26 protein-coding genes and 1 pseudogene are annotated in these 26,934 nt (G+C 74.9%); 23 read left to right on the top strand and 4 right to left on the bottom strand.

The genetic code is table 11. From position 1 onward, the window contains the following. Window positions 1–144 precede the first annotated feature (144 nt). From pafA to ACFCX4_RS16800, 18 genes and pseudogenes are all read left to right on the top strand, one after another. Window positions 145–1,506, top strand: coding sequence for a Pup--protein ligase (pafA, locus tag ACFCX4_RS16885; RefSeq protein WP_376143062.1), 1,362 nt, complete (start codon window positions 145–147; stop codon window positions 1,504–1,506). 170 nt (window positions 1,507–1,676) lie between these two features. Further along, window positions 1,677–2,669, top strand: coding sequence for an FKBP-type peptidyl-prolyl cis-trans isomerase (locus ACFCX4_RS16880; protein WP_376143060.1), 993 nt, complete (start codon window positions 1,677–1,679; stop codon window positions 2,667–2,669). Window positions 2,670–2,945: 276 nt separating this feature from the next. Then, complete coding sequence (locus tag ACFCX4_RS16875; protein ID WP_376143058.1) at window positions 2,946–4,259, top strand: FKBP-type peptidyl-prolyl cis-trans isomerase; 1,314 nt, start codon at window positions 2,946–2,948, stop codon at window positions 4,257–4,259. Between the two features lie 162 nt (window positions 4,260–4,421). Beyond that, complete coding sequence (locus ACFCX4_RS16870; RefSeq protein ID WP_376143056.1) at window positions 4,422–4,787, top strand: FKBP-type peptidyl-prolyl cis-trans isomerase; 366 nt, start codon at window positions 4,422–4,424, stop codon at window positions 4,785–4,787. Window positions 4,788–4,954: 167 nt separating this feature from the next. Continuing rightward, a pseudogene (locus tag ACFCX4_RS16865) lies at window positions 4,955–5,905 on the top strand (helix-turn-helix transcriptional regulator); the annotation flags it as partial. Window positions 5,906–6,045: 140 nt separating this feature from the next. Further along, entirely contained in the window at window positions 6,046–7,002 is a 957-nt protein-coding gene (locus ACFCX4_RS16860; RefSeq protein WP_376143054.1) for a helix-turn-helix transcriptional regulator, read from the top strand. A 27-nt stretch (window positions 7,003–7,029) separates the two neighbouring features. Next, window positions 7,030–7,236: a hypothetical protein gene (locus tag ACFCX4_RS16855; RefSeq protein ID WP_376143052.1), complete on the top strand. Its 207-nt coding sequence runs from the start codon at window positions 7,030–7,032 to the stop codon at window positions 7,234–7,236. Between the two features lie 57 nt (window positions 7,237–7,293). After that, window positions 7,294–7,509, top strand: coding sequence for a hypothetical protein (locus ACFCX4_RS16850; RefSeq protein WP_376143050.1), 216 nt, complete (start codon window positions 7,294–7,296; stop codon window positions 7,507–7,509). A 274-nt stretch (window positions 7,510–7,783) separates the two neighbouring features. Next, window positions 7,784–8,089, top strand: a complete 306-nt coding sequence (tatA, locus tag ACFCX4_RS16845; RefSeq protein ID WP_376143048.1) for a Sec-independent protein translocase subunit TatA — start codon at window positions 7,784–7,786, stop codon at window positions 8,087–8,089. 121 nt (window positions 8,090–8,210) lie between these two features. Further along, window positions 8,211–9,101 carry a twin-arginine translocase subunit TatC gene (gene tatC / locus ACFCX4_RS16840; protein ID WP_376143046.1) on the top strand — a complete coding sequence of 297 codons (891 nt, stop codon included), beginning with the start codon at window positions 8,211–8,213 and terminating at the stop codon, window positions 9,099–9,101. Window positions 9,102–9,234: 133 nt separating this feature from the next. Beyond that, window positions 9,235–10,404, top strand: coding sequence for an NAD(P)/FAD-dependent oxidoreductase (locus ACFCX4_RS16835; RefSeq protein WP_376143044.1), 1,170 nt, complete (start codon window positions 9,235–9,237; stop codon window positions 10,402–10,404). Window positions 10,405–10,518: 114 nt separating this feature from the next. Beyond that, window positions 10,519–10,839, top strand: a complete 321-nt coding sequence (locus ACFCX4_RS16830) for a (2Fe-2S)-binding protein (RefSeq protein WP_376143042.1) — start codon at window positions 10,519–10,521, stop codon at window positions 10,837–10,839. Next, window positions 10,820–12,262, top strand: coding sequence for an NAD(P)/FAD-dependent oxidoreductase (locus tag ACFCX4_RS16825; RefSeq protein WP_376143040.1), 1,443 nt, complete (start codon window positions 10,820–10,822; stop codon window positions 12,260–12,262). Before ACFCX4_RS16830 ends, ACFCX4_RS16825 begins: the two co-directional genes overlap by 20 nt. Before the next feature lie 263 nt (window positions 12,263–12,525). After that, window positions 12,526–13,389: a dihydrodipicolinate synthase family protein gene (locus ACFCX4_RS16820; RefSeq protein WP_376143068.1), complete on the top strand. Its 864-nt coding sequence runs from the start codon at window positions 12,526–12,528 to the stop codon at window positions 13,387–13,389. Between the two features lie 97 nt (window positions 13,390–13,486). Then, a complete protein-coding gene (locus tag ACFCX4_RS16815; protein ID WP_376143038.1) occupies window positions 13,487–14,491 on the top strand; it encodes a proline racemase family protein in 1,005 nt (334 codons plus the stop codon). 50 nt (window positions 14,492–14,541) lie between these two features. Next, on the top strand, window positions 14,542–15,915 hold the full coding sequence (locus ACFCX4_RS16810; protein WP_376143066.1) for an aldehyde dehydrogenase family protein: 1,374 nt from the start codon (window positions 14,542–14,544) through the stop codon (window positions 15,913–15,915). Further along, on the top strand, window positions 15,915–16,988 hold the full coding sequence (locus tag ACFCX4_RS16805) for a proline racemase family protein (protein ID WP_376143036.1): 1,074 nt from the start codon (window positions 15,915–15,917) through the stop codon (window positions 16,986–16,988). The genes ACFCX4_RS16810 and ACFCX4_RS16805 overlap by 1 nt, the downstream gene beginning before the upstream one ends. Beyond that, the gene (locus ACFCX4_RS16800; protein WP_376143034.1) at window positions 16,985–17,968 is read left to right on the top strand and encodes an ornithine cyclodeaminase family protein; all 984 of its coding nucleotides are present in this window, start codon (window positions 16,985–16,987) and stop codon (window positions 17,966–17,968) included. Before ACFCX4_RS16805 ends, ACFCX4_RS16800 begins: the two co-directional genes overlap by 4 nt. A 257-nt stretch (window positions 17,969–18,225) precedes the next feature. Here ACFCX4_RS16800 and ACFCX4_RS16795 read toward each other — a convergent pair whose 3' ends face one another. After that, a complete protein-coding gene (locus ACFCX4_RS16795) occupies window positions 18,226–18,831 on the bottom strand; it encodes a TetR/AcrR family transcriptional regulator (protein ID WP_376143032.1) in 606 nt (201 codons plus the stop codon). A 106-nt stretch (window positions 18,832–18,937) separates the two neighbouring features. Between ACFCX4_RS16795 and ACFCX4_RS16790 the strand changes: the two genes are divergently transcribed. After that, a complete protein-coding gene (locus ACFCX4_RS16790; RefSeq protein WP_376143030.1) occupies window positions 18,938–19,825 on the top strand; it encodes an NAD(P)-dependent oxidoreductase in 888 nt (295 codons plus the stop codon). Between the two features lie 179 nt (window positions 19,826–20,004). After that, window positions 20,005–20,724, top strand: coding sequence for a GntR family transcriptional regulator (locus ACFCX4_RS16785; protein WP_376143028.1), 720 nt, complete (start codon window positions 20,005–20,007; stop codon window positions 20,722–20,724). A 16-nt stretch (window positions 20,725–20,740) separates the two neighbouring features. Here the strand turns inward: ACFCX4_RS16785 and ACFCX4_RS16780 are convergent. The 3 genes from ACFCX4_RS16780 to ACFCX4_RS16770 form a co-directional block, all read right to left on the bottom strand. Continuing rightward, a protein-coding gene (locus ACFCX4_RS16780; protein WP_376143026.1) for an IS5 family transposase occupies window positions 20,741–21,591 on the bottom strand; the annotation gives its coding sequence in 2 pieces (ribosomal slippage) (window positions 20,741–21,237 and window positions 21,237–21,591; 852 coding nt in all). A gap of 346 nt (window positions 21,592–21,937) precedes the next feature. Next, window positions 21,938–22,618 (bottom strand): ABC transporter ATP-binding protein, encoded by a 681-nt coding sequence (locus tag ACFCX4_RS16775; RefSeq protein ID WP_376143024.1) that lies wholly within the window; start codon window positions 22,616–22,618, stop codon window positions 21,938–21,940. Further along, window positions 22,615–23,691: an ABC transporter permease gene (locus ACFCX4_RS16770; protein WP_376143064.1), complete on the bottom strand. Its 1,077-nt coding sequence runs from the start codon at window positions 23,689–23,691 to the stop codon at window positions 22,615–22,617. Before ACFCX4_RS16770 ends, ACFCX4_RS16775 begins: the two co-directional genes overlap by 4 nt. Window positions 23,692–23,854: 163 nt before the next feature. Here ACFCX4_RS16770 and ACFCX4_RS16765 point away from each other — a divergent pair, with 163 nt between their 5' ends. The 3 genes from ACFCX4_RS16765 to ACFCX4_RS16755 form a co-directional block, all read left to right on the top strand. Beyond that, window positions 23,855–25,123 (top strand): sensor histidine kinase, encoded by a 1,269-nt coding sequence (locus tag ACFCX4_RS16765; RefSeq protein WP_376143022.1) that lies wholly within the window; start codon window positions 23,855–23,857, stop codon window positions 25,121–25,123. Continuing rightward, entirely contained in the window at window positions 25,120–25,770 is a 651-nt protein-coding gene (locus tag ACFCX4_RS16760) for a response regulator (protein WP_376143020.1), read from the top strand. The genes ACFCX4_RS16765 and ACFCX4_RS16760 overlap by 4 nt, the downstream gene beginning before the upstream one ends. A 143-nt stretch (window positions 25,771–25,913) precedes the next feature. Further along, window positions 25,914–26,934, top strand: a 1,021-nt coding sequence (locus ACFCX4_RS16755; protein ID WP_376143018.1) for a nitronate monooxygenase, incomplete at its 3' end; no start/stop codon positions are given.

Raw genomic sequence — 26,934 nt, 5'->3', positions numbered from 1 at the left:
GGGGGGCTTGTATTTGTTTATACGACACCGGCCCCCGCGGCGGCCCGTCACGGCCGCCACGGGGACCCCGGTGCCCCTGCGGCGGTCCGGGCGGGCCGGCGCGGAGGCGGTTTCGGACAGCTCCCATCAGAGAATGGATGGCCCATGGACCGCCGAATTTTCGGGCTGGAGAACGAGTACGGTGTCACCTGTACGTTCCGCGGGCAGCGCAGGCTGTCCCCGGACGAGGTCGCCCGCTACCTCTTCCGCCGCGTAGTCTCCTGGGGCCGCAGCAGCAACGTGTTCCTGCGCAACGGCGCCCGCCTGTACCTCGACGTCGGCTCCCACCCCGAGTACGCCACCCCCGAGTGCGACGACGTCGTCGAGCTGGTGACGCACGACAAGGCGGGCGAGCGCATCCTCGAAGGTCTCCTGGTCGACGCCGAACGGCGCCTCCACGAGGAGGGCATCGCCGGTGACGTCTACCTCTTCAAGAACAACACCGACTCCGCCGGGAACTCCTACGGCTGCCACGAGAACTACCTGGTGGCACGGCACGGCGAGTTCTCCCGGCTGGCCGACGTGCTCATCCCCTTCCTGGTCACCCGGCAGCTGATCTGCGGCGCCGGCAAGGTGCTGCAGACCCCGCGCGGCGCGGTCTACTGCGTCAGCCAGCGGGCCGAGCACATCTGGGAGGGCGTCAGCTCGGCGACCACCCGCTCCCGCCCGATCATCAACACCCGCGACGAACCGCACGCCGACGCCGAGCGCTACCGCCGGCTGCACGTCATCGTCGGCGACTCCAACATGTCGGAGACCACCACCCTGCTCAAGGTGGGCTCCACCGACCTGGTGCTCCGGCTCATCGAGGCCGGCGTGGTGATGCGCGACCTCACCCTGGAGAACCCGATCCGGGCGATCCGCGAGGTCAGCCACGACCTCACCGGCACCCACCAGGTCCGGCTCGCCAACGGCCGCGAGGCCAGCGCCCTGGACATCCAGGAGGAGTACTACACCAAGGCGCTGGAGTTCGCCGACCGCAAGGGCATCAACACCGGCACCATCGCCCGGGTCCTCGACCTGTGGGGCCGCACCCTGGAGGCGGTCCGCAGCGAGCGCCTCGACGGGGTCGCCACCGAGATCGACTGGATCATGAAGTACCAGCTCATCGAGCGCTACCGCGAGAAGCACCAGATGGGCATGAGCAACCCCCGGGTGGCCCAGATCGACCTCGCCTACCACGACATCCACCGCCGGCGCGGCCTGTTCTACCTGCTCCAGGCCAAGAACCAGGCGCAGCGGGTCACCAACGACCTCAAGACCTTCGAGGCGAAGTCGATCCCGCCGCAGACCACCCGGGCCCGGCTGCGCGGGGACTTCATCCGCCGCGCCCAGGAGCAGCGGCGCGACTTCACCGTCGACTGGGTGCACCTCAAGCTCAACGACCAGGCCCAGCGCACCGTGCTCTGCAAGGACCCGTTCCGGTCCGTCGACGAGCGGGTGGAGAAGCTGATCGCCGGCATGTGACCGGCGCGGCGGGGAGCGGCGTCCCCCGTCGGTGTGATCTTCGCGGTGCCCGGCCCCGGTGGTGTCTACCGGGGCCGGGCACCGTCTGCGCATACGCTGTCCGTCGAGTCCGGAGCCGCCGTCCGGGGCCGGAGTCCGGAGAACCGACGTGACCGACAGTTAGGAACGCCGTGCGCCGCACCGCCGGGTTGCTTCTCACCCTGCCCCTGCTGCTGGCGGTGGCCTGCAGCAGTTCAGCCAAGCCCGCCGGCGAGGCCACGCCCACGGCGTCGCCCAGCGCCGCGCCCACCGTGCCCGCCCCGGTGAGCGAGGCCTCGCCGATGCCGGTGCTGTCCGGCGGGGGCTTCGGGAGCAAGGCCACCATCACCATCCCCGAGGGGCAGCAGCCCAGCGGACAGTTCGTGGTGAGCACCGTCAGCGAGGGGGACCGTTCCGCGGTCAACAAGGGCGACTGGGTGACCGTCAACTACACGGCCAAGGACTGGACCACCGGCAAGGACCTGCCCAGTTCCTACGACTCCGGCGGCAAGCCGCAGCTCTACCAGGCGGGCAGCGGTCAGCTGGTGCCGGCCTTCGACCAGAGCGTGATCGGCAAGAAGGTCGGCAGCCGGCTGCTGGTCGTCGCCCCGCCCGCCGCCGCGTTCGGCACCCAGGGCAGCACCCAGCTCGGCGTCGGCCCCGGTGACACGGTGGTCTTCGTGCTCGACATCATGGAGAGCCTGCCGCCGGACGCCACGCTCTCCGGCGCCATGACGCCGCCGCCGGCCGACCTGCCGCAGGTCAAGGACAACGGCAAGGCCGCCGTCACCATCACGGTGCCGGCCGGGCAGGCCCCGCCCACGGAGCTGCAGCAGGCGCTGCTGATCAAGGGCGAGGGCAAGCAGGTCAAGTCCGGGCAGACGCTCGTGGTGCAGTACACCGGGGTGCTCTGGGCCAACGGCCAGCAGTTCGACTCCTCCTGGAGCCACGGCGGCGCGCAGGCGCTGCAGATCGGCACCGGCAGTGTCATCGAGGGCTGGGACAAGGGCCTGGTCGGGCAGACCGTCGGCAGCCGGGTCGAGCTCGTGGTGCCGCCGGCGCTCGGCTACAAGGACCAGGCGCAGGGCGCCGTGCCGCCGAACTCGACCCTGGTGTTCGTGGTGGACATCCTGGAAGCCGTCTAGCGCCCCGGCCGGGGGCGGGGCCGGACCGGGGCCGCCGGGCCGCGGTGATCCGCGGAGATCCACCGCGCGGACTGGTTCGGGCCCGGGGGGATTCCGTACGCTTGGGCGGGCGCTCGCACAGGGAAGCGCCCGCCCTCATCCTGACCTGTCATACTGCCCTCGCACTGTGGTAGGCGCCGCCGGCGTCCGGGGTCCGGGCGGGCAGTGCGACAGCACCCGGCGCCACCACGCCGGCCGTAGACCTCGAAGACCTCGTGGCGAGATGGATGGGGAGTCATGTCTGAGAAAGCGTCGAGCCCGGGCGGGTCCGGCACCGCGCACGGTAACTCCGCCGGGGACCCGGCCGACTCGCGGCCCGGCGGTCCGCTCCCGGGCGACGGCGAGTCGATCGTCGTCCCGCCGGCGATCCTGAAGCAGCAGGCCGGCTGGGGCGGCTCCGGCGAGACGCCGAAGCCCGCGGGCGGCACGAAGACCGAGGAGGCCCCGCAGATCTTCGCCTCCACGGTCCGCCGCCAGGACACCTCCGAGGCGGGGTACAACGAGAACCCCGGCAACGTCGGCAGGCTCGGCGTGATCCTCGGCACGGTGCTCGGCGTCCTGCTCATCGGCAGCGCCGTCACCCTGTACCTGGTCAACAAGGACGACTCGCCCGCCGACTCGGCCGCGGCCAAGCCGGACGCCGCGAAGTCCGCCCCGGCCACGCCGACGCCCGACCCGGTGCCGCCGATCAAGGACAGCGCCAAGGTGCTGCCGACGGTGACCGGCGAGTTCGGCAAGAAGGCCACCATCGAGGTGCCGACCGACCAGGCCGACGGCAGCTTCGTCGTCAAGGTCCTCTCCGAGGGCAGCGGACCCAAGGTCGAGAAGAACTCCTGGACCTCGGTGGACTACACCGGCAAGGACTGGAACACCGGCAAGGAGATCCCCTCCTCGTACGACGAGAAGGGCAAGCCGCAGATCTTCCAGGCCGGCACCGACGCGCTGATCCCGGCGCTCGACCAGGCGGTCGTGGGCAAGAAGGCCGGATCCCGGCTGCTCGTCGTCGCCCCGCCGGCCGCCGCCTTCGGCGCCCAGGGCAACCCGAGCATGTCGATCGGGGCGAAGGACAACCTGATCTTCGTCATCGACATCCGCAACAGCAACGCCCCCGACGCGGTCGTCAGCGGCACCGTGACCCCGCCGCCCGCGGACTTCCCGCAGGTCAAGGACAACGGCAAGAAGCCCGCCGACATCACCCCGCCGGCCGGCGTGCCCGACCCGACCGAGCTGAAGAGCCACCTCCTCATCAAGGGCGAGGGCCGCAAGGTCGAGAAGGGCGAGAAGATCCTCGTCCAGTACACCGGCGCGCTGTACAAGGACGGCAAGGTCTTCGACTCCTCGCTGAGCAAGGGCCAGGCCTTCTCCTTCCCGCTCGGCGGCGGCCAGGTCATCGCCGGCTGGGACCAGGGCCTGGAGGGCCAGACCATCGGCAGCCGCGTCGAGCTGGTCATCCCGGCCTCGCTCGGCTACAAGGACCAGGCACAGGGCGACATCCCGGCCAACTCCACGCTGGTCTTCGTCGTCGACATCCTCGACGCCGGTCAGGGCTGATCCACTTTCGGGTGACAATGGTGTGCGTGTGACCTTCGGGACCCGGCCGCGTGGCCGGTCCCGGACGGGCGGCGGGCGCCCGTACCGTGGTCCGGGAACGGACCGGGGTGCGGGCGCCCGCCGCTTGGTCATGGACCGAACCAACCGTGAGATGAGGCACAAGTGAGCAAGCCTGAGATCGACTTCCCGGTCGGCGACCCGCCGGCCGAGCTCAAGATCCGCGACATCACCGTCGGCACCGGCGAGGAGGCCAGGCCCGGCCAGACCGTCGAGGTCCACTACGTCGGCGTGACCTTCTCGACCGGCGAGGAGTTCGACGCCAGCTGGAACCGCGGCTCGACCTTCAAGTTCCCGCTCGGTGGCGGCCGCGTCATCAAGGGCTGGGACCAGGGCGTCGCCGGCATGAAGGTCGGCGGCCGCCGCGAGCTGACCATCCCGCCGCACCTGGCCTACGGCAACCAGTCGCCGAGCCCGCTCATCCCGGCCGGCTCGACCCTGATCTTCGTGGTCGACCTGGTCGCCGTCTGAGCGCACTGATCACCGAGGGCCGCACACCGTCGCCGGGGTGCGGCCCTCGTGATGTCCGCCTCGGCTTTTGCACGGTGTACCGCTACCGGTACGGTCGGTCCCGCCGGGTCCACGACGCCCCGGCGGGCGCACCCCGCGCGCGGCGCGGCACACCGGAAGGGTCAGCGATGGCGATCGCCAAGGCAGAGCGGCTGATGAATCTCGCCCTGTGCCTGATGAACACCAGACGTCCGCTCTCCAAGAAGGAGCTGCGGGAGTCCATCGAGGCCTACCGGGAAGCCTGGCAGCACAGCAGCGAGGAAGCCTTCAACCGGATGTTCGAGCGGGACAAGGACGACCTGCGCGAACTCGGACTGGTCATCGACGTCGACGAGAACGCCCTCGACGGCGAACTCGGCTACCTCGCCCGCGCCGACCGCAACCGGCTGCCCGAGATCGCCCTCGACGCCGAGGAGGCCGCCGCGCTCACCCTCGCCGCCCGGGTCTGGCAGCAGGCCAAGATGTCCGGTGCCGCCAGCGGCGCCCTCCAGAAGCTCCGCGCCGCCGGTGTCCCGTTCACCGAGACCGAGCGACGCCCCGCCCTCGAACCGCGCATCCCCGCCCGCGAGGCCGCGTTCGAACCGCTGCTCACCGCCGCCCGCGACCGCCGTCCGGTGACCTTCGACTACCGCAAGGCCGGCGCCGCCGCCGTCGAGCCGCGCACCGTCGAGCCCTGGGCCCTGGAGTGCTGGCGCGGCCACTGGTACCTGGCCGGCTGGGACCGCGACCGCTCCGCCGCCCGGGTCTTCCGGCTCAGCCGCATCACCGGCAAGGTCCGCGCCCGCTCCGGCGCGTTCGTCGGCACCGTGCCCGAGCATGTCGACGTGCGCGCCACCGTCGCCGAGTTCGCCGGTGAGGGCGCCACCGCCACCGCCGTCGTCCGGGTCCGCCGCGGGGCCGGGTTCCCGCTGCGCACCAAGGCGCTCGCGACCCGGCGGGCCGACGACGGCTGGGACGAGCTGGAGATCCCCTACGGCAACGGGCTCGGCGCCGACCTCGCCGAGTTCGGGCCGGACGTGCTGGTGGTCGGCCCGGAGGAACTGCGGGCCGACGTCGTCGACCGGCTGCGCGCGGTGGCCGGCGCCCCGGTGAACGGTCTCCCGGTGGACGGCCCGGCGGCGGACGGCCCGCGGGCCGGCGGTGCGGGGGCCGATGGTGCGGGGGCCGATGGTGCGGACGGCGCTGTGACGCACAGCGCCGGGACGGAGGGTGTGCGGGCATGAGCAACGCGATCGACCAGACCCGGCGGATGCTCTCGCTGGTCACCTATCTGCGCGAGCGCCCCGGCGCCGAGGTCGCCGAGGTGGCCCGTGCCTTCGGCATCAGCGAACGCGAACTGATCGGCGACCTCAACGTGCTGCCGATGTGCGGCACGAGCTTCCGCGGCGGCGACCTGCTCGACATCGACACCGACGGCGAGCGGATCTGGTGGCACAACGTCGACGACGTCGCCCAGCCGCTGCGGCTCGCCGCCGACGAGGCGACCGCGCTGCTGGTCGCCGCCCGCGCGGTGGCGGGCCTGCCCGGTCTGCGGGCCGGCGACCGCGAGGCGCTCACCCGGGCCGTCGCCAAGATCGAGAACGCGGCGGGGGAGACCGCCGAGGGCAGCGCCCGGGTCGGTGTCACCTTCGAGGCCGAGAGCCACGTCTTCGCCGACATCGACCGCGCCCTCAGCGAGGGGCGCCGGCTCTGGCTGCGCTACTACTCGCACGGCCGCGGCGGCATGACCGAGCGCGAGGTCGACCCGATCCGGCTGCTCACCGAGGGCCACACCTACCTTGAGGCCTGGTGCCGGACCTCCGAGGACCACCGGATGTTCCGGCTCGACCGGGTCGCCGAGATCAAGGTCCTGGACGTCCCCGCCGACCCGCCCAGGCGCGAGCCGCGCGACCTCTCCGGCGGACTGGTCAACCCGTCCGCCGACGACCCCGAGGTGGTCGTCGAGGTCTCCTCCGGCGGACGCTGGGTCGCCGAGTACTACACCCACGACCGGGCCGAGGAACTGCCCGACGGCGGGCTGCGGATCACCCTGCGCAGCGCCGACCCCTCGCAGTTGCGCCCGCTCGCGCTGCGGCTGGGCCGCGACGGGCGGATCGTCTCGCCGCCGGAGCTCGCCGGGCAGGCCCGGGCGGCGGCGCTGGAGGCGCTGGCGCTCTACGGGGAGGGGCGGGTCTGAGCCGTGGAGCCCGGTACCAGATTCAAGGTGTACTGCTCGGAGTGCCGGGAGAAGGTGGAGCTCCCGGTCGAGGAGTTCCGCCTGACGTTCGGCCGGACACAGGCGCAGGCGCACTACAGCTTCGGGTGCCCGCTGTGCGGTGCGGCGGTGCGCAAGCCGGCCGGCGAGAAGATCGTCGCCGCGCTGACCGGGGCCGGGGTGCGGACGATGCGGCTGGTGCCCGCCGAGGGGTGAGCGGGGCCCGCGGCGGGCGGGCGTCCGCCGCCGGGGCGGGCCGATAGGGTGGGGACCATGTCCTGGATGCCCGTCGCCGCCGTCCTCCTCGCCACCGCCGGCCTGCTGGTCCTCGGCGCCCTCGCGGTCCGGCTCTGGTGGAACGTCCGGGCGCTGGCGAAGGGTGTGGACGCCGCCTCGCGGGCGCTGGCCGAGGCGGCCGGGGACCTCGCGGCCTCGGTTCCGGGCGCGGCCCCGGGGCCCGCGGCGGATCCGGTGTCCGGCCGGTCCTGACCCCGGGCCGGGGGCGCCGGCTCCGGCGTACGGGGCGTCCGGCCGGGCCCGCCCGGTGCGGCGGAGGGCCGCGGACCCGCCGATGCCGGCGATCCGGCCCGTCGGGGGGCTGCTGCTCGGGGGCAGGAGCGCGTTACGCTCTCAGGTGGCCCCTGAACGCGAACGGGGGCCGCTGTCCTGTTCGGGCGGCCGTCGTCACGGTGTCATCCGCAGCGGTTACCATCCCCGCAGCGAGCGGCCGCGTCGGTGCCGCCGAGACTGAAGGTGGTCGAGCATGCGGGTCTCGTTCACCGCGATCCTCGTGGTCGCGGTCATTGCCATCGCGCTGTTCGGCGCCAAGCGGCTGCCGGACCTGGCGCGTTCGCTCGGCCAGTCGGCGCGGATCCTCAAGAGCGAGGCCAAGGCGATGCGCAAGGACGGGACCGACGGCGCCGCCGGCACCCCGGCGCCGCCCGCCCCGGCGGTGGCCGACGGCACCGCGGCGAGGACCATCCAGTCCGCCCCGGGCGCGTCCGCGACCGCCCGCCCGGTGAACGAGCAGTCCTCGGGACAGCCCGCTCAGGACGGCGGGGCGCGCTGAACGCGCGGCACGCGCGACCATGGGAGGTCCGTCGACCGGCGGGCCCCGACGCACGAGTTGAGGACCGGGGTTGAGCAAGCTCACCAAGGCGTCTAGGACGCCCAAGGATCCCGAGGGGCGGATGGCCCTCGCCGACCACCTGCGGGAACTGCGGAACCGCGTGGTCAAGTCGGTCCTGGCGATCGTGCTGTTCACGATCGTCGCGCTGATCTTCCACAAGCAGATCGAGGCGCTGCTGCTCAAGCCGCTGCCCCAGTGCACCCCGGACACCATCGCGGAGACCAAGGGCCGCTGCGCGCAGGTCTCGACCATCGGTCTGACCGCGGGTTTCAACTGGATGCTCAAGGTCGCCCTGACCGCCGGTGTGGTCGCCACCGTCCCGGTCTGGCTGTACCAGCTGTGGGCGTTCGTGGCGCCCGGTCTGCACAAGCACGAGCGCAAGTACACGGTCATCTTCATGGCGTGCGGCGCGCCGCTGTTCCTGGCCGGCGTGACCCTGGCGATCCTGCTGCTGCCGCTGACCGTCGAGGTGCTGATCTCGTTCACCCCGAACGACACCACGCCGATCCTGCCGCCCGCCGACTACTTCGACATCGCCACCCGGCTGGTCCTGGTCTTCGGTCTGGCCTTCGAGTTCCCGCTGCTGCTGGTCATGCTGAACCTGGTCGGCGTCGTCACCGGCAAGCGGCTGCTGGGCTGGTGGCGCGGCATGGTGATGGGCATCACGGTGTTCGCCGCCTTCGCGACGCCCAGCGCCGACCCGCTCAGCATGCTGGCGCTGGCCGCGCCGATCTGGGGTCTGTACTTCGTCGCGGTCGGTGTGGCGATGCTGAACGACCGGCGCAGGGCCCGGCGCAACCCCGACCTCGCGCTGGACGACGAGGAGGCGTCGCACCTGGACCTCTCGGTGGCGCCGGTCTCCAAGGCCGAGGCGATCGAGGCCTCGGGTGCGCCGAGCGCCTCCGGCAGGCTGCCGGCCGCCCGTCACGAGCAGATGGACGACATCACCTGAGCCGACCCCCGCTCCCGGTCCTCCGAGGAACCCCGGCCCGCCGCTTCGCGGTGGGCCGGGGTTCTTTGGTGCGGTTCGCCCGTTCCGGCCGGTTGGTCTTGGCAGGTTCGATGGCATGTGACATATTACTGACGTGTCCCACTCCCAGAGACTCCCCGACGTCGTGGTGGTCGGTGCCGGCGTCGTCGGCGCCGCCTGCGCGTACTACGCCGCACGGGCCGGCCTCGCGGTCGACGTCGTCGACCGCGGCCCGGTCGCCGGCGGCACCACCGGCGCCGGCGAGGGCAACCTGCTGGTCTCCGACAAGGAGCCCGGCCCCGAACTCGACCTCGCCCTGTACTCCACCGGCCTCTGGCACGAGCTCGCCGAAGAGCTCGGCGCCGCCGTCGAGTACGAGGCCAAGGGCGGCCTGGTGGTCGCCGGCACGCCCGCCCGGCAGGAGGCGCTGCGCGCCTTCGCGGCCGAGCAGGCAAAGGTCGGCGTCACCGCGGAGGAGATCCCCGGCGAGCGGCTGAACGAGCTGGAGCCGCACCTCGCGCCCGGCCTGGCCGGCGGGTTCCACTACCCGCAGGACTCCCAGGTCCAGCCCGCGCTGGCCGCCGCCCACCTGCTGCGCGCCGCCCGCCGGGCCGGCGCCCGGCTGCACACCGGCGAGGCCGTCCGGGCCCTGCGGCTCGGACCCGGCGGCGCGGTGCGCGGCGTGGAGACCGAACGGCGGCGGCTGGACGCGGCGGTCGTGGTCAACGCCGCCGGCACCTGGGGCGGCGAGCTGGCCGCGCTGGCCGGCGTCCGGCTGCCGGTGCTGCCGCGGCGCGGGTTCGTGCTGGTCACCGAGCCGCTGCCGAGGATCGTCCGGCACAAGGTGTACGCCGCCGACTACGTGGCCGACGTCGCCAGCGGCTCGGCCGCGCTGCAGACCTCGGCCGTGGTCGAGGGGACCCCGGGCGGGCCGGTGCTGATCGGCGCCAGCCGCGAGCGGGTCGGCTTCGACCGGACGCTCTCGGTGGAGGTGCTGCACCGGCTGGCCGCCCAGGCGGCCGGGCTGTTCCCGGTGCTGGCCGGGGTGAACGTGATGCGCGCCTACCGCGGCTTCCGGCCGTACCTGCCGGACCACCTGCCGGCGATCGGCGCCGACCCCCGGGTGCCCGGGCTTTACCACGCCTGCGGCCACGAGGGCGCGGGCATCGGTCTGGCCCCCGCGACCGGGTTGCTGATCGCGCAGCAGCTCACCGGCGAGGAGCCGGACCTGGACCTCGCGCCCTTCCGCGCCGACCGCTTCCCGGCCGGGGACGGCTCCGGCTGAGGGCCCCCGGGGCGGCGCGGAGCGCGCGCGAAGCCGCCCGCCCGCCCGGCCGGTCCGGCCCGCCCGCCCCCCGTCCCACGATCGGCTCATGAGCTGAACGGAGAACCACCACCCATGCGCCGTACCCGTACCCCCGCGGAGCTGGTCCGGGCCGAACCCGGGCCCGCGCACACCATCGACCTCGACGGCCGGCCCGTGCCCGCGCTGCCCGGACAGACCATCGCCGCCGCCCTGTGGGCCGACGGCGTGCTCGCCTGGCGCACCACCCGGGTCGGCGGGAGGCCGCGCGGGGCGTTCTGCGGGATCGGCGCCTGCTTCGACTGCCTGGCCACCGTCGACGGGCGGCCCAACCAGCGAACCTGCCTGCTGCCGGCCGAGCCCGGCACCACCGTCACCACCCAGGAGGGCCACGGCCGTGCCGACCTCGAAGTCTGAGCCCGCGACCGGCGCGACCGGCGGGTCCCAGCCGTACGACCTCGCGGTGATCGGCGCCGGCCCGGCCGGCCTCGCCGCCGCCGTGACCGCCGCCGACCTCGGGCTGCGCTGCGCGCTGGTCGACGCCGGGCGGAGCACCGGGGGCCAGTACTACCGGCACCCCGCCCCGGGCCTCGGTGCCGCCCGCCCCGACCGGCTGCACCACGGCTGGTCCGTCTACACCGGGCTCGCCGACCGGCTCGCGGCCCACCGCGGGGCCGGCCGGGTCCGGGTGCTGAGCGGCCACCAGGTGTGGGCGCTGGAGCGCGCCGGGGGCGACGACTGGCGGCTGCACGCCACCACCGGCCCGGACGCCGGCGACCGGACCACCGTCCGGTCCGCCGCGGTGCTGCTCGCCACCGGCGCCTACGAGCGGCAGCTGCCCTTCCCCGGCTGGACCCTGCCCGGTGTGGTCACCGCCGGCGGCGCGCAGGCCATGCTCAAGGCCGGGCTGGTGCTGCCCGGCCGACGGATCGTGGTGGCCGGGAGCGGCCCGCTGCTGCTCGCGGCGGCCTCCTCCCTGGTCACCGCCGGGGCCGAGGTGCCCGCCGTGGTCGAGGCCACCGCGTACCTCGGCTACGCCCGGCGCCCCGGCGTGCTGGCCGCCGTTCCGGCCAAGCTCGTCGAGGGGGCCGGGCACGGCTCGGCGCTGCTGCGTCACGGCGTGCGGCTGCGGCCGCGCAGCGCGGTGGTCGAGGCGCACGGCACCGACCGGGTCACCGCCGTCACGGTGGCCCGGCTGGACGCCGAGTGGCGGCCGGTGCCCGGCAGCGGGCGGCGGATCGCGTGCGACGCGCTCGCCGTCGGCCACGGGCTCGTCCCGCAGATCGAGCTGGCCACCGAGTTGGGCGCGGCCACCCGCACCACGCCCGACGGGACGGCCGCCCTCGCGGTCGACGCCCGCCTGAGGACCACCGTCCCCGGGCTCTGGGCGGCCGGCGAGACCTGCGGGGTCGGCGGCGCCGACCTCGCGGTCACCGAGGGGGAGCTGGCCGCGCACGCGGTCGCGGACCTGCCGGTCCGCAGTGCGCTGCTGCGCCGGCGCGCCCGGCTGCGGGCCTTCGCCGAGCTGATGGCCGCCGCCCACCGGCCCGGACCGGGCTGGACCGACTGGCTCCGGGCGGACACCGACGTGTGCCGCTGCGAGGAGGTCCCGGCCGGCCGGATCCGGGAGGCGGTGGACGAGTTGGGCGCGGGCGACGCGCGCACCGTCAAGCTGCTGACCCGGGCCGGGATGGGCTGGTGCCAGGGCCGGATGTGCGGTCCGGCGGTGGCCTGCCTGGCGGGCGGCGGCAGCGGACCGGCCGAGGTCCGCGCCGACAGCCGGCCCTTCTCCTGCCCCGTCCCGCTCGGACAGCTCGCGGCCGGGCGGGACGGGGACTGACCCCGGACCCGTTCCGGGGACCGTGCGGACCGGGCCTGACCTTCCGGTCGTGGCCCGTTCCCGGCCGTTCCCGGGCCGGGCCCGACCCGCCCGGGAACGGCCGCTGCTCCGGTCCGGTCTGCTGCCCGGGCCGGGCCGGGGCGAAAACGCCCGGCGGAGACCCTTGAAACCGCCGCGCGCCCTCTAATAAAATGTCACACCTCACCAAGGAGTCACCTGTGTCCCAGACCCCGCACGACAGCATCCGGCCCTGGCGCGGCATCATGGTCGCCACCACGCTTCCGCTGCGCCCGGACCTCTCCGTCGACTACGACGCCTACGCCGAGCACGTCCACTGGCTGATCGAGTCCGGCTGCGACGGCGTGGTCCCCAACGGCTCGCTCGGCGAGTACCAGACCCTGACCGCCGAGGAGCGGGCCAAGGTCGTCGAGGTCGCCGTCGAGGCCGCCGGCGACGGCTCCCGGGTGATGCCCGGCGTCGCCGCCTACGGCAGCGCCGAGTCCCGCCGCTGGGCCGAGCAGGCCGCCGAGGCGGGCGCCGGCTCCGTCCTGCTGCTGCCGCCGAACGCCTACCGCGCCGACCACGCCGCCGTCCGCGGCCACTACGCCGAGGTCGCCCGGGCCGGCGTGCCGATCGTCGCCTACAACAACCCGATCGACACCAAGGTCGACCTCGTCCCGTCGCTGCTCGCCGAGCTGCACGGCGAGGGCTCGATCGTCGCGGTCAAGGAGTTCAGCGGCGACGTCCGCCGGGCGTACGAGATCGCCGAGCTCGCCCCCGGCCTCGACCTGCTGATCGGCGCCGACGACGTGCTGCTGGAGCTGGCCCTGGCCGGCGCCGTCGGCTGGATCGCCGGCTACCCGAACGCGCTGCCGGAGGCTAGCGCCGCGCTGTACAAGGCCGCCGTCGCCCACGACCTGGACACCGCGCTGCCGCTGTACAAGGCCCTGCACTCGCTGCTGCGCTGGGACTCCAAGACCGAGTTCGTCCAGGCGATCAAGCTCTCCATGGACATCGCCGGCCGCCCCGGCGGTCCGACCCGGGCGCCGCGCCTGCCGCTGACCCCGGAGATCGAGGCGGCCGTCCGCGCGGCCACCGAGAAGGCGCTGGCCGAGGGCCTCGCCTGACCCGCGGCACGCGGTCCCGGTGCCCGGGACGGCCGGCTGCGGGGGCAGCCGGCCGCCGGGCCGCCCACCCATCCACCACTCCACGGAGCGTCAGCTGATGCGCAGCCGTCACGTCTTCCACGCCGTCGACTCGCACACCGAGGGCATGCCCACCCGGGTCATCACCGGAGGGTTCGGTGTGATCCCCGGCGCCACCATGGCCGAGCGCCGGACGCACTTCCAGCAGCACCTGGACGGGTTCCGGACCCTGCTGATGTACGAGCCCCGCGGCCACGCCGCGATGAGCGGCGCCGTCCTGCAGCCGCCGACCAGGCCGGACGCCGACTGGGGCGTGCTCTACATCGAGGTCTCCGGCCTGCTGCCGATGTGCGGCCACGGCACCATCGGCGTCGCCACCGTGCTGGTCGAGACCGGCATGGTGCCGGTCGTCGAGCCGGTCACCACCGTCCGGCTGGACACCCCGGCGGGCCTGGTGATCGCCGACGTCGCGGTGGAGAACGGCGCCGCCAAGGCCGTCACCATCCGCAACGTGCCGTCCTACTCGGTGGCGCTGGACCGCGAGGCCGACGTCCCGGGGTACGGCACCGTCCGCTACGACCTCGCGTACGGCGGCAACTTCTACGCGATCCTGCCGCTCGCCGGGTTCGGCCTGCCGTTCGAGCGGGAGCGCAAGCAGGAGATCCTGGACGCGGGCCTGGCCCTGATGGACGCCATCAACGCCGGCCCGGACCGGCCGGTGCACCCGGAGGACCCGTCCATCCACGGCTGCCACCACGTCCAGCTGCTCGCCCCCGGCTCCACCGCCGAGCACTCCCGGCACGCGATGGCCATCCACCCCGGCTGGTTCGACCGCTCGCCCTGCGGCACCGGCACCTCGGCCCGGATGGCGCAGCTGCACGCGCGCGGCGAGCTCCCGCTGGACCGGGACTTCCGCAACGACTCCTTCATCGGGACGACCTTCGTCGGGCGCCTGGTCGAGGAGACCGAGGTCGGCGGCCGGCCGGCGGTCGTGCCGACCGTGACCGGGCGGGCCTGGCTCACCGGCACCGCCCAGTACTTCCTCGACCCCGGCGACCCGTTCCCGGCCGGCTTCCTGCTCTGACGCCGTCCCACCCCGAACACCCGACACCCCTTGTCGAATCCCCCGAAGGGCTGCCCGCAGTGACGATCCGTTCGTACAACCCCGCCGACCCCGCGGACCTCGTCGCCGAGGCGCCCCGCCCCGGCGCCGAGGCCGTCCTGGCCACCGTCGACCGCGCCCGCACCGCGCAGGCCGGCTGGCTCGCCGCCGGCGCGGGCGGCCGCTCGGCCGCGCTCACCCGGATCGCCGAGGCGATCGAGACGCACGCCGAGGAACTGGCCGAGCTGGTCGTGCGCGAGGTGGGCAAGCCGATCGCGGAGGCGCGCGGCGAGGTCGCCCGCACTGTCGCGATCTGGCGCTACAACGCCCAGGCGCCGTTCGAGGCCTCCGGCGAGGTGCACGAGACCGCGGCCGGCCCCGGCCTGCTGCTCACCCGCCGCCGCCCGTACGGGGTCGCCGGACTGATCACGCCGTGGAACTTCCCGCTGGCGATCCCCAGCTGGAAGGCCGCTCCGGCGCTGGCCGTCGGCAACGCGGTCGTCCTCAAGCCCTCCTCGGAGGCGATCGGCGTCGCGCGGCGGCTGGGCGAGCTGATCGCCGGCGCCGGGCTGCCGGCGGACGTCCTCACCGTGCTGCCCGGCGGCGCGGCCGAGGGCACCGCGCTGGTCGGCGCGGCCGACGTGGTGTCCTTCACCGGCTCCACCGGCGTCGGGCGGCAGGTGGTCCGCACCGCCACCGAGCGCGGGATCCCGGTCCAGGCCGAACTCGGCGGGCTGAACGCGGCGGTCGTCCTGCCGGACGCCGACTTCGACCAGGCCGCCGCGCACCTCGCCGGCGCGATCGCCGGCTACGCGGGGCAGAAGTGCACCGCCACCAGCCGGGTCGTCGCCGTCGGCGCGGCGTACGAGCCGCTGCGCGAGGCGCTGGTCAAGGCGCTCGCCGCGGTCGACGGGACCGCCTGCGGGCCGGTCATCAACGAGGCCACCCGGGACGGCATCACCGCGGCCGTCGACTCCGCCCGGGAGGCCGGCGCCGAGGTGCTGACCGGGGGCACGGTGCCCGAGCGGGACGGCTGGTGGCTGGCCCCGACGCTGGTCACCGGCGTGCCGGCCGAGCACCCGCTGCACCGCGAGGAGTTCTTCGGTCCGATCGCGGTGCTGTACGCGGCGGCCGGCCTGGACGAGGCCGTCGCGATCGCCAACGACACCCCGTACACGCTCTCCGCCTCGGTGCACACCCGGAACCTGGACGCGGCGCTCACCGCCGCCGACCGGCTGGACGCGGGCATGATCCGGGTCAACGCGCCGTCCAGCGGCGTCGACTTCCACCTGCCGTTCGGCGGTGCCAAGGGCGCCGGCCACGGGGCGCGCGAGCAGGGACGGGCCGCGCTGGACTTCTACACCCAGAGCCGCACGATCTCGCTGCTGCCGGCCGGGGACGCCTGATGGCGGGGCGGGACCCGGGCGCGGACGCGCCGCGGGCCGGGGGCCTGCACGTGGACACCGTCGACTACCACACCGCCGGTGAGCCGTTCCGGATCGTCGTCGGCGGCGCGCCGGTGATCCCGGGCGACAGCGTCGCCGAGCGCCGGGCCATCGCGATCGGCGCGGGCGGCACCGCCACCGCGCCCCGGGCGGGGGCGCTGGACGACGTCCGGCAGCTGCTCACCCGCGAGCCGCGCGGCCACGCCGGGATGTACGGCGGCTTCCTGGTGCCGCCGGACGACGACGGGGCCGACCTCGGCGTGCTGTTCTGGCACAAGGACGGCTACTCGACCGCCTGCGGTCACGGCACCATCGCGCTCGGCGCCTGGGCGGTCGACTCCGGACTGGTCGCGGCGCCCGACTACGGCGTCGCCCGGGTGCGGATCGACGTGCCGTCCGGCCGGGTCACCGCGCTGGTCCACCGGGCCGCCGGGCGCACCACCGGGGTGACCTTCCGCAACGTGCCCTCCTGGGTGAGCGAGCTGAAGCTGCCGGTGGAGACCTCGCGCGGCACCGTCGAGGTGGCCGTCGCGCACTCCGGCGCCTGCTACGTCTCGGTGCCGGCCGCCGCGCTCGGGCTCTCCGTGAGCCTCGGGCAGCTGCCCGAACTCACCGCGATCGGGAGGGAGATCCGGGCCGCGCTGGCCGGCGCCCCGGCCGTGCAGCACCCGGTGGACCCGCGGCTCTCGGGCGTCTACGGGGTCGTCCTGCACGACGAGCTCCCCGCCGTGGACGGCGGGCTCGGCCAGCGCAACGTCGTCGTCTTCGCGGACGGCCAGATCGACCGTTCGCCGTGCGGCTCCGGCACCTCGGCCCGGCTGGCGATCCTGGCCGCCGAGGGACGGCTCGCGCCCGGCGCCCGGTTGCGGCACGAGTCGATCGTCGGGACCGTCTTCGGCGGACGGGTCCTGGCCGGCGGCGACCCCTGGGGCGACGGCGTGGTCACCGAGGTGACCGGCACCTCGCACCGCACCGGGGAGCACCGCTTCCTGCTCGACCCGCAGGACGCCCTCGGGACGGGGTTCCTGCTGTGAGCGGCGACCTGCGGACCGCCGCCCCCGTACCGCCCGGCGCGGCGGCTGAGCCGCTCCAGCCCGCCGCGCCGGGCCCGGTCGCCGTACTGCCCGCGGGCACCGTCGGGCTGACCCCCGCCGAGGCGGCCCGGGCGATCGAACGGGTGCTGCTGGAGGGGCTGGACCCGGAGGCCGCGCCCGCCCGCTCGGCCGTGCCCGTGCCGGCCGGCGAACTGCTGATGATGCCGGCCGCCTCGGCCGCGTACGCCGGGGTGAAGATCGCCGGGGTCGCGCCCGCCAACCCCGCCGCCGGCCTGCCCCGGATCACCGGCAGCTACCTGCTGCTGGACGGTCCGACGCTGCAGCCGGTCGCCCTGCTCGACGGCATCGCGCTCACCGCGCTGCGGACCCCCGCGGTGACCGCCGTCGCGCTGGACCGGCTGGCGGTGCCGCGGGCCGGGCACCTGGTGCTGTTCGGCGCCGGTCCGCAGGCGTACGGGCACCTGGACGCGCTGCTCGGCATCCGCCCGCTGACCCGGGTGACGGTGGTCGCCCGCAGCGAGCGGCCCGCCGCGGCACTGGTCCGCTACGCCCTGGCGCGCGGCGTGGCCGCGGTGGCCGGCACCCCGGCCGACGTGGCCGACGCCGACCTGGTGGTCTGCTGCACCACCGCGCGCACGCCGCTGTTCGACGGCGCGCTGGTGCCCGACCACGCGGCGGTCGCGGCGGTCGGCTCGCACGAGGTGGACGCGCGGGAGGTGGACGAGGTGCTGGTCGGCCGGTCCGCCCTCTACGTGGAGGCCCGGTCCGCCGCGCTGCGGGAGGCCGGTGACCTGCTGATGGCGGGTGTCACCGCCGCCGACCCGCTGTGGAACCTGGCCGAGCTGGTGCGCGGCGGGGCGCCGGTGCCGTCCGACCGGCCGAGGTTCTTCAAGAGCGTCGGGATGGCCTGGCAGGACCTCGCGGTCGCGGCCGAGGTGCACCGGCGCGACGCCCTCTGAGCCCCGGTCGGTCACCGGGCCCGCTGCGGGGCCCGACGGCGACGTACGGTCCCGGCGCCTCGGCGCTGCGTCGGGACCGGGATTCCGGGGTCCATGCCCTGGACCGGGATCCGTCGCCGGAGTGACCGGCCGGAGATGCGGCCGACGTGGTGGGAAAGGGATCCCCCGCCACGTCGGCCGCTTTTTCGTCCCCGGTGGGCCGGTGGGCCGGTGGGCCGGTGGGCCGGTGGGTCGGCTGACCGGCCCACCGGCGTGTCTCAGCGGCCGGGCCGGTAGGTGTCGACCAGGCGGGCCAGGTGGCGGCCGGCGACGTGCAGCGGCTCCTCGCTGCGGGCGATCTGGGCGGCCAGTTCGGCGCCCTCCAGGGTGTTGATGACGGTGGCTGCGAGGTCCCGGGCGTCGGCGAGGGGCAGGCCCGCGCCGTGCAGCTTCTCCTCGACGACGGCGCGCCAGTGCGCGAACGCCTCGGCGACGGCCTGCTCGATGACCGGGGCCCGGCCGACCGTCTCCAGCGCGGTGGTGGTGATCGGGCAGCCGTCCTGCCAGTCGGATTCGCGCAGGGCCTCGCCGAGCAGCCGGGTGCAGGCGGTGATCGCCAGGGCCGGGTCGTCGGTGCTGCCCAGCCCCTCGCGCAGCAGGTCGGCGAACTCCTGGTCGCCGTGGCGGATCGCCTCGGCGGCCAGTTCCTGCTTCCCGCCCGGGAAGAAGTGGTAGACGGAGCCGAGGGTGGCCTGCGCCTCGCGGGAGATCTGCTTGATGCCGGTGCCCTCGAAGCCCTGGCGCTGGAGCAGCCGCGAGGTGGCGCGGACGATCCGCTCGCGGGTACCGGGGCCGGTCGTCGGTGCGGGGGTCTCGGCGTTCACGGGGCGAAGTCTAGCCGGTGAATTGAATAGAGCGTTCGTTCCAGTGCTGTGCTAGCTTCCTCTTCTAGATAGAGCGTTCGTTCTAGTCGCTTCGGAGGGGATCCCCATGTCTGCCGTCCCGCAGGAGAACAGCAAGCCGTCCGTCACCGTGATCGGCCTCGGTCCGATGGGCCGGGCCATGGCCGGCGCGTACCTCGACGCCGGGTACGCCGTCACGCTGTGGAACCGGTCCGCGGGGCGGGCCGACGACCTGGTCGCCCGCGGCGCCGTTCTCGCGCCAGGTGCGGCCGAGGCGGTCGCGGCCAACGAGCTGGTCGTGCTCAGCCTCACCGACTACGACGCGGTGTTCGCCGTCCTGGAGACGGCCGGGCCGCGGCTGGCCGGCCGGACCGTCGTCAACCTCAGTTCGGACACCCCCGAGCGGGCCCGCGAAGCGGCCCGCCGACTGGCGGAGCTGGGGGCGGGTCACCTCACCGGCGGGGTGCAGGTGCCGCCCTCCGGGATCGGCCGGCCGGAGTCGTCGACCTTCTACAGCGGGCCCGCCGAGCTGTTCCGGCGCCACCGGGCCGCCCTTGAGGTCCTCACCGGCGCGGACTACCGCGGCGACGACCCCGGGCTGGCCCAGCTGTACTACCAGCTCCAGATGGACATCTTCTGGAGCTCGATGACCGCGTACCTGCACGCCACCGCCGTCGCCGAGGCCAACGGGATCCCGGCGGACGAGTTCCTGCCGTACGCCACCTCGACGGCCGCCTCGCTGCCGGGCTTCCTCGCCTTCTACGCGCCCCGGATCGCCGCGGGCAACCACGAGGGCGACGTCGACCGGCTGGCCATGGGGCTCGCGAGCGTGGAGCACGTGCTGCACACGGTCGAGGCCTCCGGGGTGGACGGCGCGCTGCCGCGGGCGCTCGCCGACGTCTTCCGGCGGGGCGTCGGGGCCGGGGGCGGTGCGTCCAGTGTGACCGGTCTGGTCCGGCTGTTCAGGGGGGAGTGAGGGGCCCGGGGGGAGCGGGGGGCCGCCGGCCGTTGTCACCGGGCGGCGGCCCTGCCACCATGGGGACCGGGTGCGGAGGTGCATTCGGTCGCTGATGGATCGTCCGAATCACGGAATGTTGCACACTCAACGTAACGTGACATTGTACGCTGGTGTTCTGCACTCACCGGAGGAACACCATGGCCGACCTCAAACCCCGCACCCTGATCTCCGTGCAGGAGCGGCTGCGCGACCAGGTCGCCCACGCCCTGCGGGCCGCGCTCATCTCCGGCGAGCTGCGCCCCGGCGTCGTCTACTCCGCGCCCGCCCTCGCCGCCGACTTCGGCGTCTCCGCCACCCCCGTCCGCGAGGCCATGCTCGACCTCGCCCGCGAGGGCCTGGTCGAGGCCGTCCGCAACAAGGGCTTCCGGGTCACCGAGCTCACCGAGCGCGACCTCGACGACTTCACCGAGATCCGCGCCCTCATCGAGGTCCCCACCGTCGGCCGGGTCGCCCGCACCGCCAGCGCCGAACAGCTGGAGGCGCTGCGCCCGCAGGCCGAGGCGATCGTCGCCGCGGCGGGCAAGCAGGACCTCATCGGCTACCTGGAGGCCGACCGCCAGTTCCACCTCGACCTGCTCGGCCTGGCCGGCAACACCCGCCTGGTCGAGGTCGTCGGGGACCTGCGCAAGCGCTCCCGCCTCTACGGCCTCAACCGCCTGGCGGAGCGGGGCGAGCTGGTCTCCTCGGCGGAGGAGCACCTGGAGCTGCTCGACCTGATGATCGCCGGCGACGGCCCGGCCGCCGAGTCCTGCATGACCCGCCACCTCGGCCACGTCCGCTCGCTGTGGGCGGAGGGCCAGGAGGAGCAGCAGCAGGAGGAGGAGTCCCGCACCGGCCTGCGCCTGCGCGCCCGCTAGAGATCGTCTTCAAAGATCAGATCCAGAGCAGGATGGAGGCGATGGTGACGGTGGCCTGGTAGGACTCGCGGGTCTTGTCGTAGCGGGTGGCCAGGCCACGCCATTGCTTCAGCCGGTTGAAGCAGCGTTCGACGACGTTGCGGAGCCGGTAGGTCTGGCGGTCGAAGCGGGGTGGCCGGCCTCCGTGTGAGCCGCGGTTGAGGCGGCCGAGCGCCTGGTCGACGCGTTCGGGGATGGTGTGCGGGATGCCGCGCCTGCGCAGGTAGGCGCGGATCCGGCGGGAACTGTAGCCCTTGTCGGCGATGACGTGGTCGGGCCGGGTGCGCGGGCGCCCCGGCCCGACCCGGGGAACGCGGATCGATTCCAGGACGGGTTCGAGGCGGGTGCAGTCGTTGGTGTTGCCGCCCGTGAGGACGAAGCCGAGCGGGCGGCCGCGTCCGTCGCAGGCCAGGTGGAGTTTGGTGCTCAGTCCTCCACGGGACCGGCCGAGGGCGTGATCACCCGCTTCGTCCCGGTCGAGGGCCCCCTTTTGCCGCCGGTGGCGTGCTGGTGGGCGCGCACGATCGTGGAGTCGACGGAGACCAGCCAGTCGATGTCGCCGGCCGCATCCTTCTCCGCCTGGATCGCTTGCAGCATCCGGGAGAACGTTCCGTCCAGCGCCCACCTGCGGAAACGGGTGTAGAGGGTCTGCCAGGAGCCGTTGCGTTCCGGCACGTCCCGCCAGGACGTGCCGGTCCGCAGCTTCCACACGATCCCGTTCAGCACCAGCCGGTCGTCCGACCGCGGACGACCCGCCACTCCCGAAGCCGGCAGGAATCGGGACAGCACAGCCCACTCGGCATCCGAGAGTTCATGACGACGCACCATGGCCGACATGATCCCTCATCACTTGATCAGCTTTGAAGACGATCTCTAGGGCTTGTCCGACCGTTCGCGCGGCGGGAACCGTCGGACAAGCCCTGGGGGAACCCACTCCTCCTCCACCCTCGGCGGCGACCCGAGGCGGAAGCCCGCCGCCTACGCCCCGGCCGGTGTCCCGGTGTGCGTCGTCGTCGACCGGACCGGCCGGCGGGTCATGGTGCCGACCGGTCCGCAGAACGGCGAGTACCGGGTGCACGCCGTGCACCACCCCGGGCAGACGTTCGCGCTGCCCGGATCCGTCGGGGCGCCGGTGGCGCTCCCGGTGGCTGACGTGCCGGCCGCCGGGGAGCGGTCACAGCGTCGCCGGGGTGGTCAGGCGGCCGTCGTGGACCTCGGCGATCCGGTCGACGGACGTCAGGTGGGTGCGGTCGTGGGTGACCAGGACGGTGGCGGTGGCGCGCCGGCGGGTGAGGGTGGTGAGCAGGTCCAGGACGGCGGTGCCGCGTTCGTGGTCGAGGGCGCTGGTGGGCTCGTCGACCAGCAGGACGGTGGGGTCGTTCATCAGCGCGCGGGCGATGTTGACGCGCTGGCGCTGACCGCCGGAGAGCTGGTGCGGGCGGCGGCCCGCCAGCTCGCGCAGGCCCACGGCGGCCAGCAGGTCCAGCGCCCGGGGCAGCGCGGCGCGCGGGGAGCGGCCGTCCAGGTGGGCCATCACCTGGAGCTGTTCGGCGGCGGTGAGCGAGGGCAGCAGGTTGGGCTGCTGGAAGACGATCCCGATCCGGTCGCGGCGCAGCGCCGTCAGCCCGGCGCGGTCCAGCCGGGTGGTGTCCGTGCCGTCCACCACCACCCGCCCGGAGTCCGGGGCGATCAGCGTGGCGGCGACCGCCAACAGGCTGGACTTGCCCGAGCCGGAGGGGCCGACCACCGCGGTGACGGTGCCCGCGGGGACGGTGAGCGAGACGTCGTCCAGGGCGGTCAGCCGGCCGTCGCCGTCCGGGTAGGTCAGGGTGATGCGGTCGAGGTGGAGGGTCATCGGGCGCTCCCCAGGGCGGTCAGCGGGTCGACGGAGGTGATGCGGCGCACCGACAGGGCCGCGCCGACCGCGCCGAGCGCGATCATCACGGCGGCGGGCACCAGGACGGTCGGGGCGTCCAGGACGAACGGGACGGCCGAGCCGATCAGCGCGCCGAGGCCGACGGCGACGGCGGTGCCGAGCGCGGTGCCGAGCAGCAGCAGGACGACGGCCTGGCCCAGCGCGTCGCGCAGCAGGTAGCGGGTGGAGGCGCCGAGCGCCTTCAGCACGGCGATGTCGCCGCTGCGCTGGATCGTCCAGACCGTGAAGAAGGCGCCGATCACCAGCGCGGAGATGGCGAACAGGAAGCCGCGCATCAGCTGCAGCGAGCCGTTCTCGGAGGTGTAGGAGCCGATCGCGGCGAGCGCGTCGTCGCGGCCGCGGGTCTCGGTGCCGAGCGCGGCGTCGGCGGCGGCCAGGTCGGCGCCCTTCGCGGTGGTGAGCGCGACGACGGTGGCGTGGCCGGTGCCGCCGGGGGCGGCCTGCTGCCAGTCGCCGAGGGTGGTCCAGACCACCGGGGTGTGACTGTGGAAGGCGTCGCCGGCCACCGCCGCGACCGTGAGGGGCCGGCCGGCCACGGTGAAGGCGTCGCCCTCGCGGAGCCCGCCGAGTTCCTTCGCGGCCGTCGTGGACAGCACCGCCCGGCCCGGGGCGAGCTCGGTGCCCCGGGGGGCGAGGGCGGAGCCGTCGGGGACGCCGAACACGGAGAGCGCGGCGGTGCGGGGGCCGGCCGCCGCCTTGGTGGTGGCGATGCCGAGCGGCTGGGCGGCGGTGACGCCCGGGGTGCCCGCCCAGCCCCGCCACTGCTCGGGGGTGACCTGGGAGTCGGTGAACGACAGCTTCTGGCCGTCGGCGGGCCGGCCGAAGGCCAGGTGGTCGGCGGGCAGGCCGGTGATCGCGGAGATGTTCTGCCGGCCCAGCCCCTCGGTCAGGCCCGACAGCAGGCCGACCAGCACCGTGATCAGCACGATGACGGTCCCCATCAGGGCGAACCGCCCCTTGGCGAACCCCAGATCCCTCCAGGCGACGAACACCGGCTGCCCTTCCGCTCGGTCCACTGCGACACTGACGAGACTGCCGCGAGCGGGGCCGGCCGGGCATCGCACCGGGGATTGGATCCGTGGCATCGAAGGGCAGATCCGGAGTTCAACCTTTTGATTGATGCCGCTCGGCGGCGCGGGACCCTACGCTGGACGGATGGCGACCGATCGACCTCGAACCACCCCCGTCGCCCGCGTCCTCCAGGTCTGCCTGCACCTGCTCGTGGCGGGCCTGCTGGCGCTCGCCGTCGTCCGGGCCCTGGCGGGCCGGGGCGGCGACCCGGCGGCCGTGACGGCCGCCGCCACCGCGATGGCCGCCGTCTACACGGCCGGTCCGCTGATCGGTGCGGTCGGCCGCTCCCGGCGGGCCGCCGGGCTCTGGCTCGCGCTGCTCGGCGTCACCTGGGCGGGCGTGCTGGTCGCCACCCAGGACGGCGTCTGGCTGGCCTTCCCGCTGTACTTCCTGGAGCTGCACCTGCTCGGCCGGCGCAGCGGGCTGGTGGCCGTCGGGCTCACCGCCGCCGCCTCGATCGCCGCCTACTCCGCGCACCAGCACACGGTCAGCGCGGCCGCCGCGATCGGGCCGCTGCTGGGCGGCGCCGTCGCGGTCGCGACCGTTCTCGGCTACCAGGCGCTCTACCGGGAGAGCGAGGAGCGGCGCCGCCTCATCGACGAGCTCACCGCGGCGCGCGCCGACCTCGCCACCGCCCACCACGCGGCCGGCGTCCTCGCCGAGCGGGAGCGGCTGGCCCGGGAGATCCACGACACCCTCGCGCAGAGCCTCACCAGCATCCAGTTGCTGCTGCGGGCCGCCCAGCGGGCCCTGCCGGAACGGACCGGGGCCGCCGCCGAGTACGTCGAACAGGCCCGGCAGGCGGCGCAGGACAACCTCGACGAGGCCCGCCGTTTCGTGCGCGCGCTCACCCCGCCGGCACTGGAGAGCGACACCCTGCCGGTGGCGCTGGAGCGGCTGTGCGCGACGACGACGGCGCGCGGCGGGCTGACGGTGCGGCTGCACGTCTCCGGGGAGCGGGTCCGGCTGCCGGTGCCGCACGAGGTGGCGCTGCTGCGGATCGCGCAGTCGGCGCTCGGCAACACGGTCCGGCACGCGGCGGCGACGCACGCGGAGGTGACGCTCAGCTTCATGGCGGGGGAGGTGGCGCTGGACGTGGTGGACGACGGGGTGGGGTTCGAGCCGGGCGCCGCGGCGGGCGCGGCGGGGACCGGGCCGGGCCCGGACGGGGGGTTCGGGCTGCCGTCGATGCGGGCCCGGGCGCGGGCGCTGGGCGGGACCCTCGCGGTGGAGTCCGCGCCGGGGGAGGGGACGGCGCTCGCCGTGCTGCTGCCGGTGCCGGATCCTGATGCCGCGCCCGGTGGAGCGGCCGGCCCGGGCCGGCGGGACGACGCGAAGGAGGGGTCCTCGTGACCGGCGGTGTGATCGGGCTGCTGCTCGCCGACGACCACCCGGTGGTCCGGGCCGGGCTGCGGGCCGTCCTGGAGAGCGAGCCGGACTTCGTGATCGTCGCGGAGGCGGCGACCGCGGAGAGGGCCGTCGAGCTGGCGGCGGAGCCCGGGATCGACGTGGTGCTGATGGACCTGCAGTTCGGCGCGGGCTCGGCGATGAACGGCGCCCAGGCCACCGCCGCGATCACCGCGCGGGGCCCGGGCGCACCGCGGGTGCTGGTGGTGACCACGTACGACACCGACGCGGACACCCTGCCGGCCCTGGAGGCGGGGGCCACCGGGTACCTGCTGAAGGACGCGCCGCCGGAGGAGCTGGCCCGGGCCGTGCGGTCGGCGGCGGCGGGGCGGACGGCGCTGGCGCCGACGGTGGCGGACCGGCTGCTGGAGCGGATGCGGGCGCCCGCGGCGGCGCTGAGCGTGCGGGAGACGGAGGTGCTGGGGCTGGTCGCGGACGGGCTCACCAACCAGGCGATCAGCCAACGGCTGCACCTCAGCCAGGCGACGGTGAAGTCCCACCTGGTGCACATCTACACGAAGCTGGGCGTGGAGTCGCGCACGGCGGCGGTGCGGGAGGCGCGCGGGCGGGGGCTGATCCGGCGCGGGGGCTGATCCCGGGGTGCGGTCCCGGTGCGCGCTCCCGGTGTGCGCCCGGTGCGGGCGGGACGGTGGGCCGGCCGAGGCGCGCACGGGCGGGCGTAGGGTGGGCGGCACGCCCGAACACCCCGTGCGCCCTGTGAGTGGAGGATCCCCGGATGGCCGTGCGACTCGACGAACTCGCGGTGCCCGTGATCGCCGCGCCGATGGCCGGCGGGGCGTCGACGCCGGAGCTGGTCGCCGCCGTGAACGGGGCGGGCGGGCTCGGGTTCCTCGCCGCGGGGTACCGCAGTGCCGCCGGCATGCTCGAACAGATCGGCCGCGCCCGGGAGCTGACGGCCCGTCCGTTCGGCGTGAACCTCTTCGTCCCGGCCGGGCCGGGCGATCCGGAGGCCGTCGCGGCCTACCGGGAGCGGCTGCGGCCCGAGGCCGACGCGCACGGCGTCACCCTGCCGGAGGAGATCGCGCCGGACCGGGACGACTGGGACGCCAAGATCGCCGCGCTGCTGGAGGCGCCCGTCCCGGTGGTCTCGTACACCTTCGGACTGCCCTCCGCCGGGGAGGCGGAGGCGCTGCGGGCGGTGGGGACGTTCCAGGTGGGCACCGTGACGACGCCGCAGGAGGCACGCCGCGCCGAGGCCGCCGGGATGGACGCGCTGTGCGTGCAGGGGCCGGAGGCCGGCGGGCACCGGGCCACCCACGGGGTGGCCGACCGTCCGGGGGAGGAGCCGCTGCCCGGACTGCTCGCCTCGGTGCGGGCGGTGACCGGGCTGCCGCTGGTGGCGGCCGGCGGGCTGTCGGACGGCCCGGCGGTGGCCGCCGCGCTGCGGGCCGGGGCGGTGGCGGTGCAGATCGGCACGGCGCTGCTGCGCGCCGACGAGGCGGGCACGTCGGCGGCGCACCGGGCGGCCCTGACGGAGTTCGGGGGGACGGCGGTGACCAGGGCGTTCACCGGCCGCCCGGCGCGGGGCCTGCGCAACGCGTTCATCGACCGGTTCGGGCCGTACGCGCCCGCCGCCTACCCGGAGGTGCACCACCTGACCCAGCCGCTGCGCGCGGCGGCGGCCCGGCGCTGCGACACCGGGGCGATGCACCTGTGGGCGGGCACGGGGCACCGGGCGGCGCGCGGCGGTCCGGCGGCGGAGCTGGTCGCGGCGCTGTGGAAGGACTGTCTCTTAT

Origin of the sequence: Kitasatospora sp. NPDC056327 (genome assembly GCF_042261735.1) — a bacterium.
Classification (GTDB): Bacteria; Actinomycetota; Actinomycetes; order Streptomycetales; family Streptomycetaceae; genus Kitasatospora.
This window is presented reverse-complemented; position numbering and strand designations above follow the sequence as displayed.

What these genes read in the sequence shown, in the direction of transcription:
- ACFCX4_RS16785 (WP_376143028.1), top strand. Translation starts at nt 20,005, where the DNA reads ATGGCCGACCTCAAACCCCGCACCCTGATCTCCGTGCAGGAGCGGCTG.
- tatC (WP_376143046.1), top strand. Translation starts at nt 8,211, where the DNA reads ATGGCCCTCGCCGACCACCTGCGGGAACTGCGGAACCGCGTGGTCAAG.
- ACFCX4_RS16860 (WP_376143054.1), top strand. Translation starts at nt 6,046, where the DNA reads ATGAGCAACGCGATCGACCAGACCCGGCGGATGCTCTCGCTGGTCACC.
- ACFCX4_RS16875 (WP_376143058.1), top strand. Translation starts at nt 2,946, where the DNA reads ATGTCTGAGAAAGCGTCGAGCCCGGGCGGGTCCGGCACCGCGCACGGT.
- ACFCX4_RS16790 (WP_376143030.1), top strand. Translation starts at nt 18,938, where the DNA reads ATGTCTGCCGTCCCGCAGGAGAACAGCAAGCCGTCCGTCACCGTGATC.
- ACFCX4_RS16820 (WP_376143068.1), top strand. Translation starts at nt 12,526, where the DNA reads ATGGTCGCCACCACGCTTCCGCTGCGCCCGGACCTCTCCGTCGACTAC.
- ACFCX4_RS16815 (WP_376143038.1), top strand. Translation starts at nt 13,487, where the DNA reads ATGCGCAGCCGTCACGTCTTCCACGCCGTCGACTCGCACACCGAGGGC.
- ACFCX4_RS16805 (WP_376143036.1), top strand. Translation starts at nt 15,915, where the DNA reads ATGGCGGGGCGGGACCCGGGCGCGGACGCGCCGCGGGCCGGGGGCCTG.
- ACFCX4_RS16830 (WP_376143042.1), top strand. Translation starts at nt 10,519, where the DNA reads ATGCGCCGTACCCGTACCCCCGCGGAGCTGGTCCGGGCCGAACCCGGG.
- ACFCX4_RS16850 (WP_376143050.1), top strand. Translation starts at nt 7,294, where the DNA reads ATGTCCTGGATGCCCGTCGCCGCCGTCCTCCTCGCCACCGCCGGCCTG.
- pafA (WP_376143062.1), top strand. Translation starts at nt 145, where the DNA reads ATGGACCGCCGAATTTTCGGGCTGGAGAACGAGTACGGTGTCACCTGT.
- ACFCX4_RS16765 (WP_376143022.1), top strand. Translation starts at nt 23,855, where the DNA reads ATGGCGACCGATCGACCTCGAACCACCCCCGTCGCCCGCGTCCTCCAG.
- ACFCX4_RS16775 (WP_376143024.1), bottom strand. Translation starts at nt 22,618, where the DNA reads ATGACCCTCCACCTCGACCGCATCACCCTGACCTACCCGGACGGCGAC.
- tatA (WP_376143048.1), top strand. Translation starts at nt 7,784, where the DNA reads ATGCGGGTCTCGTTCACCGCGATCCTCGTGGTCGCGGTCATTGCCATC.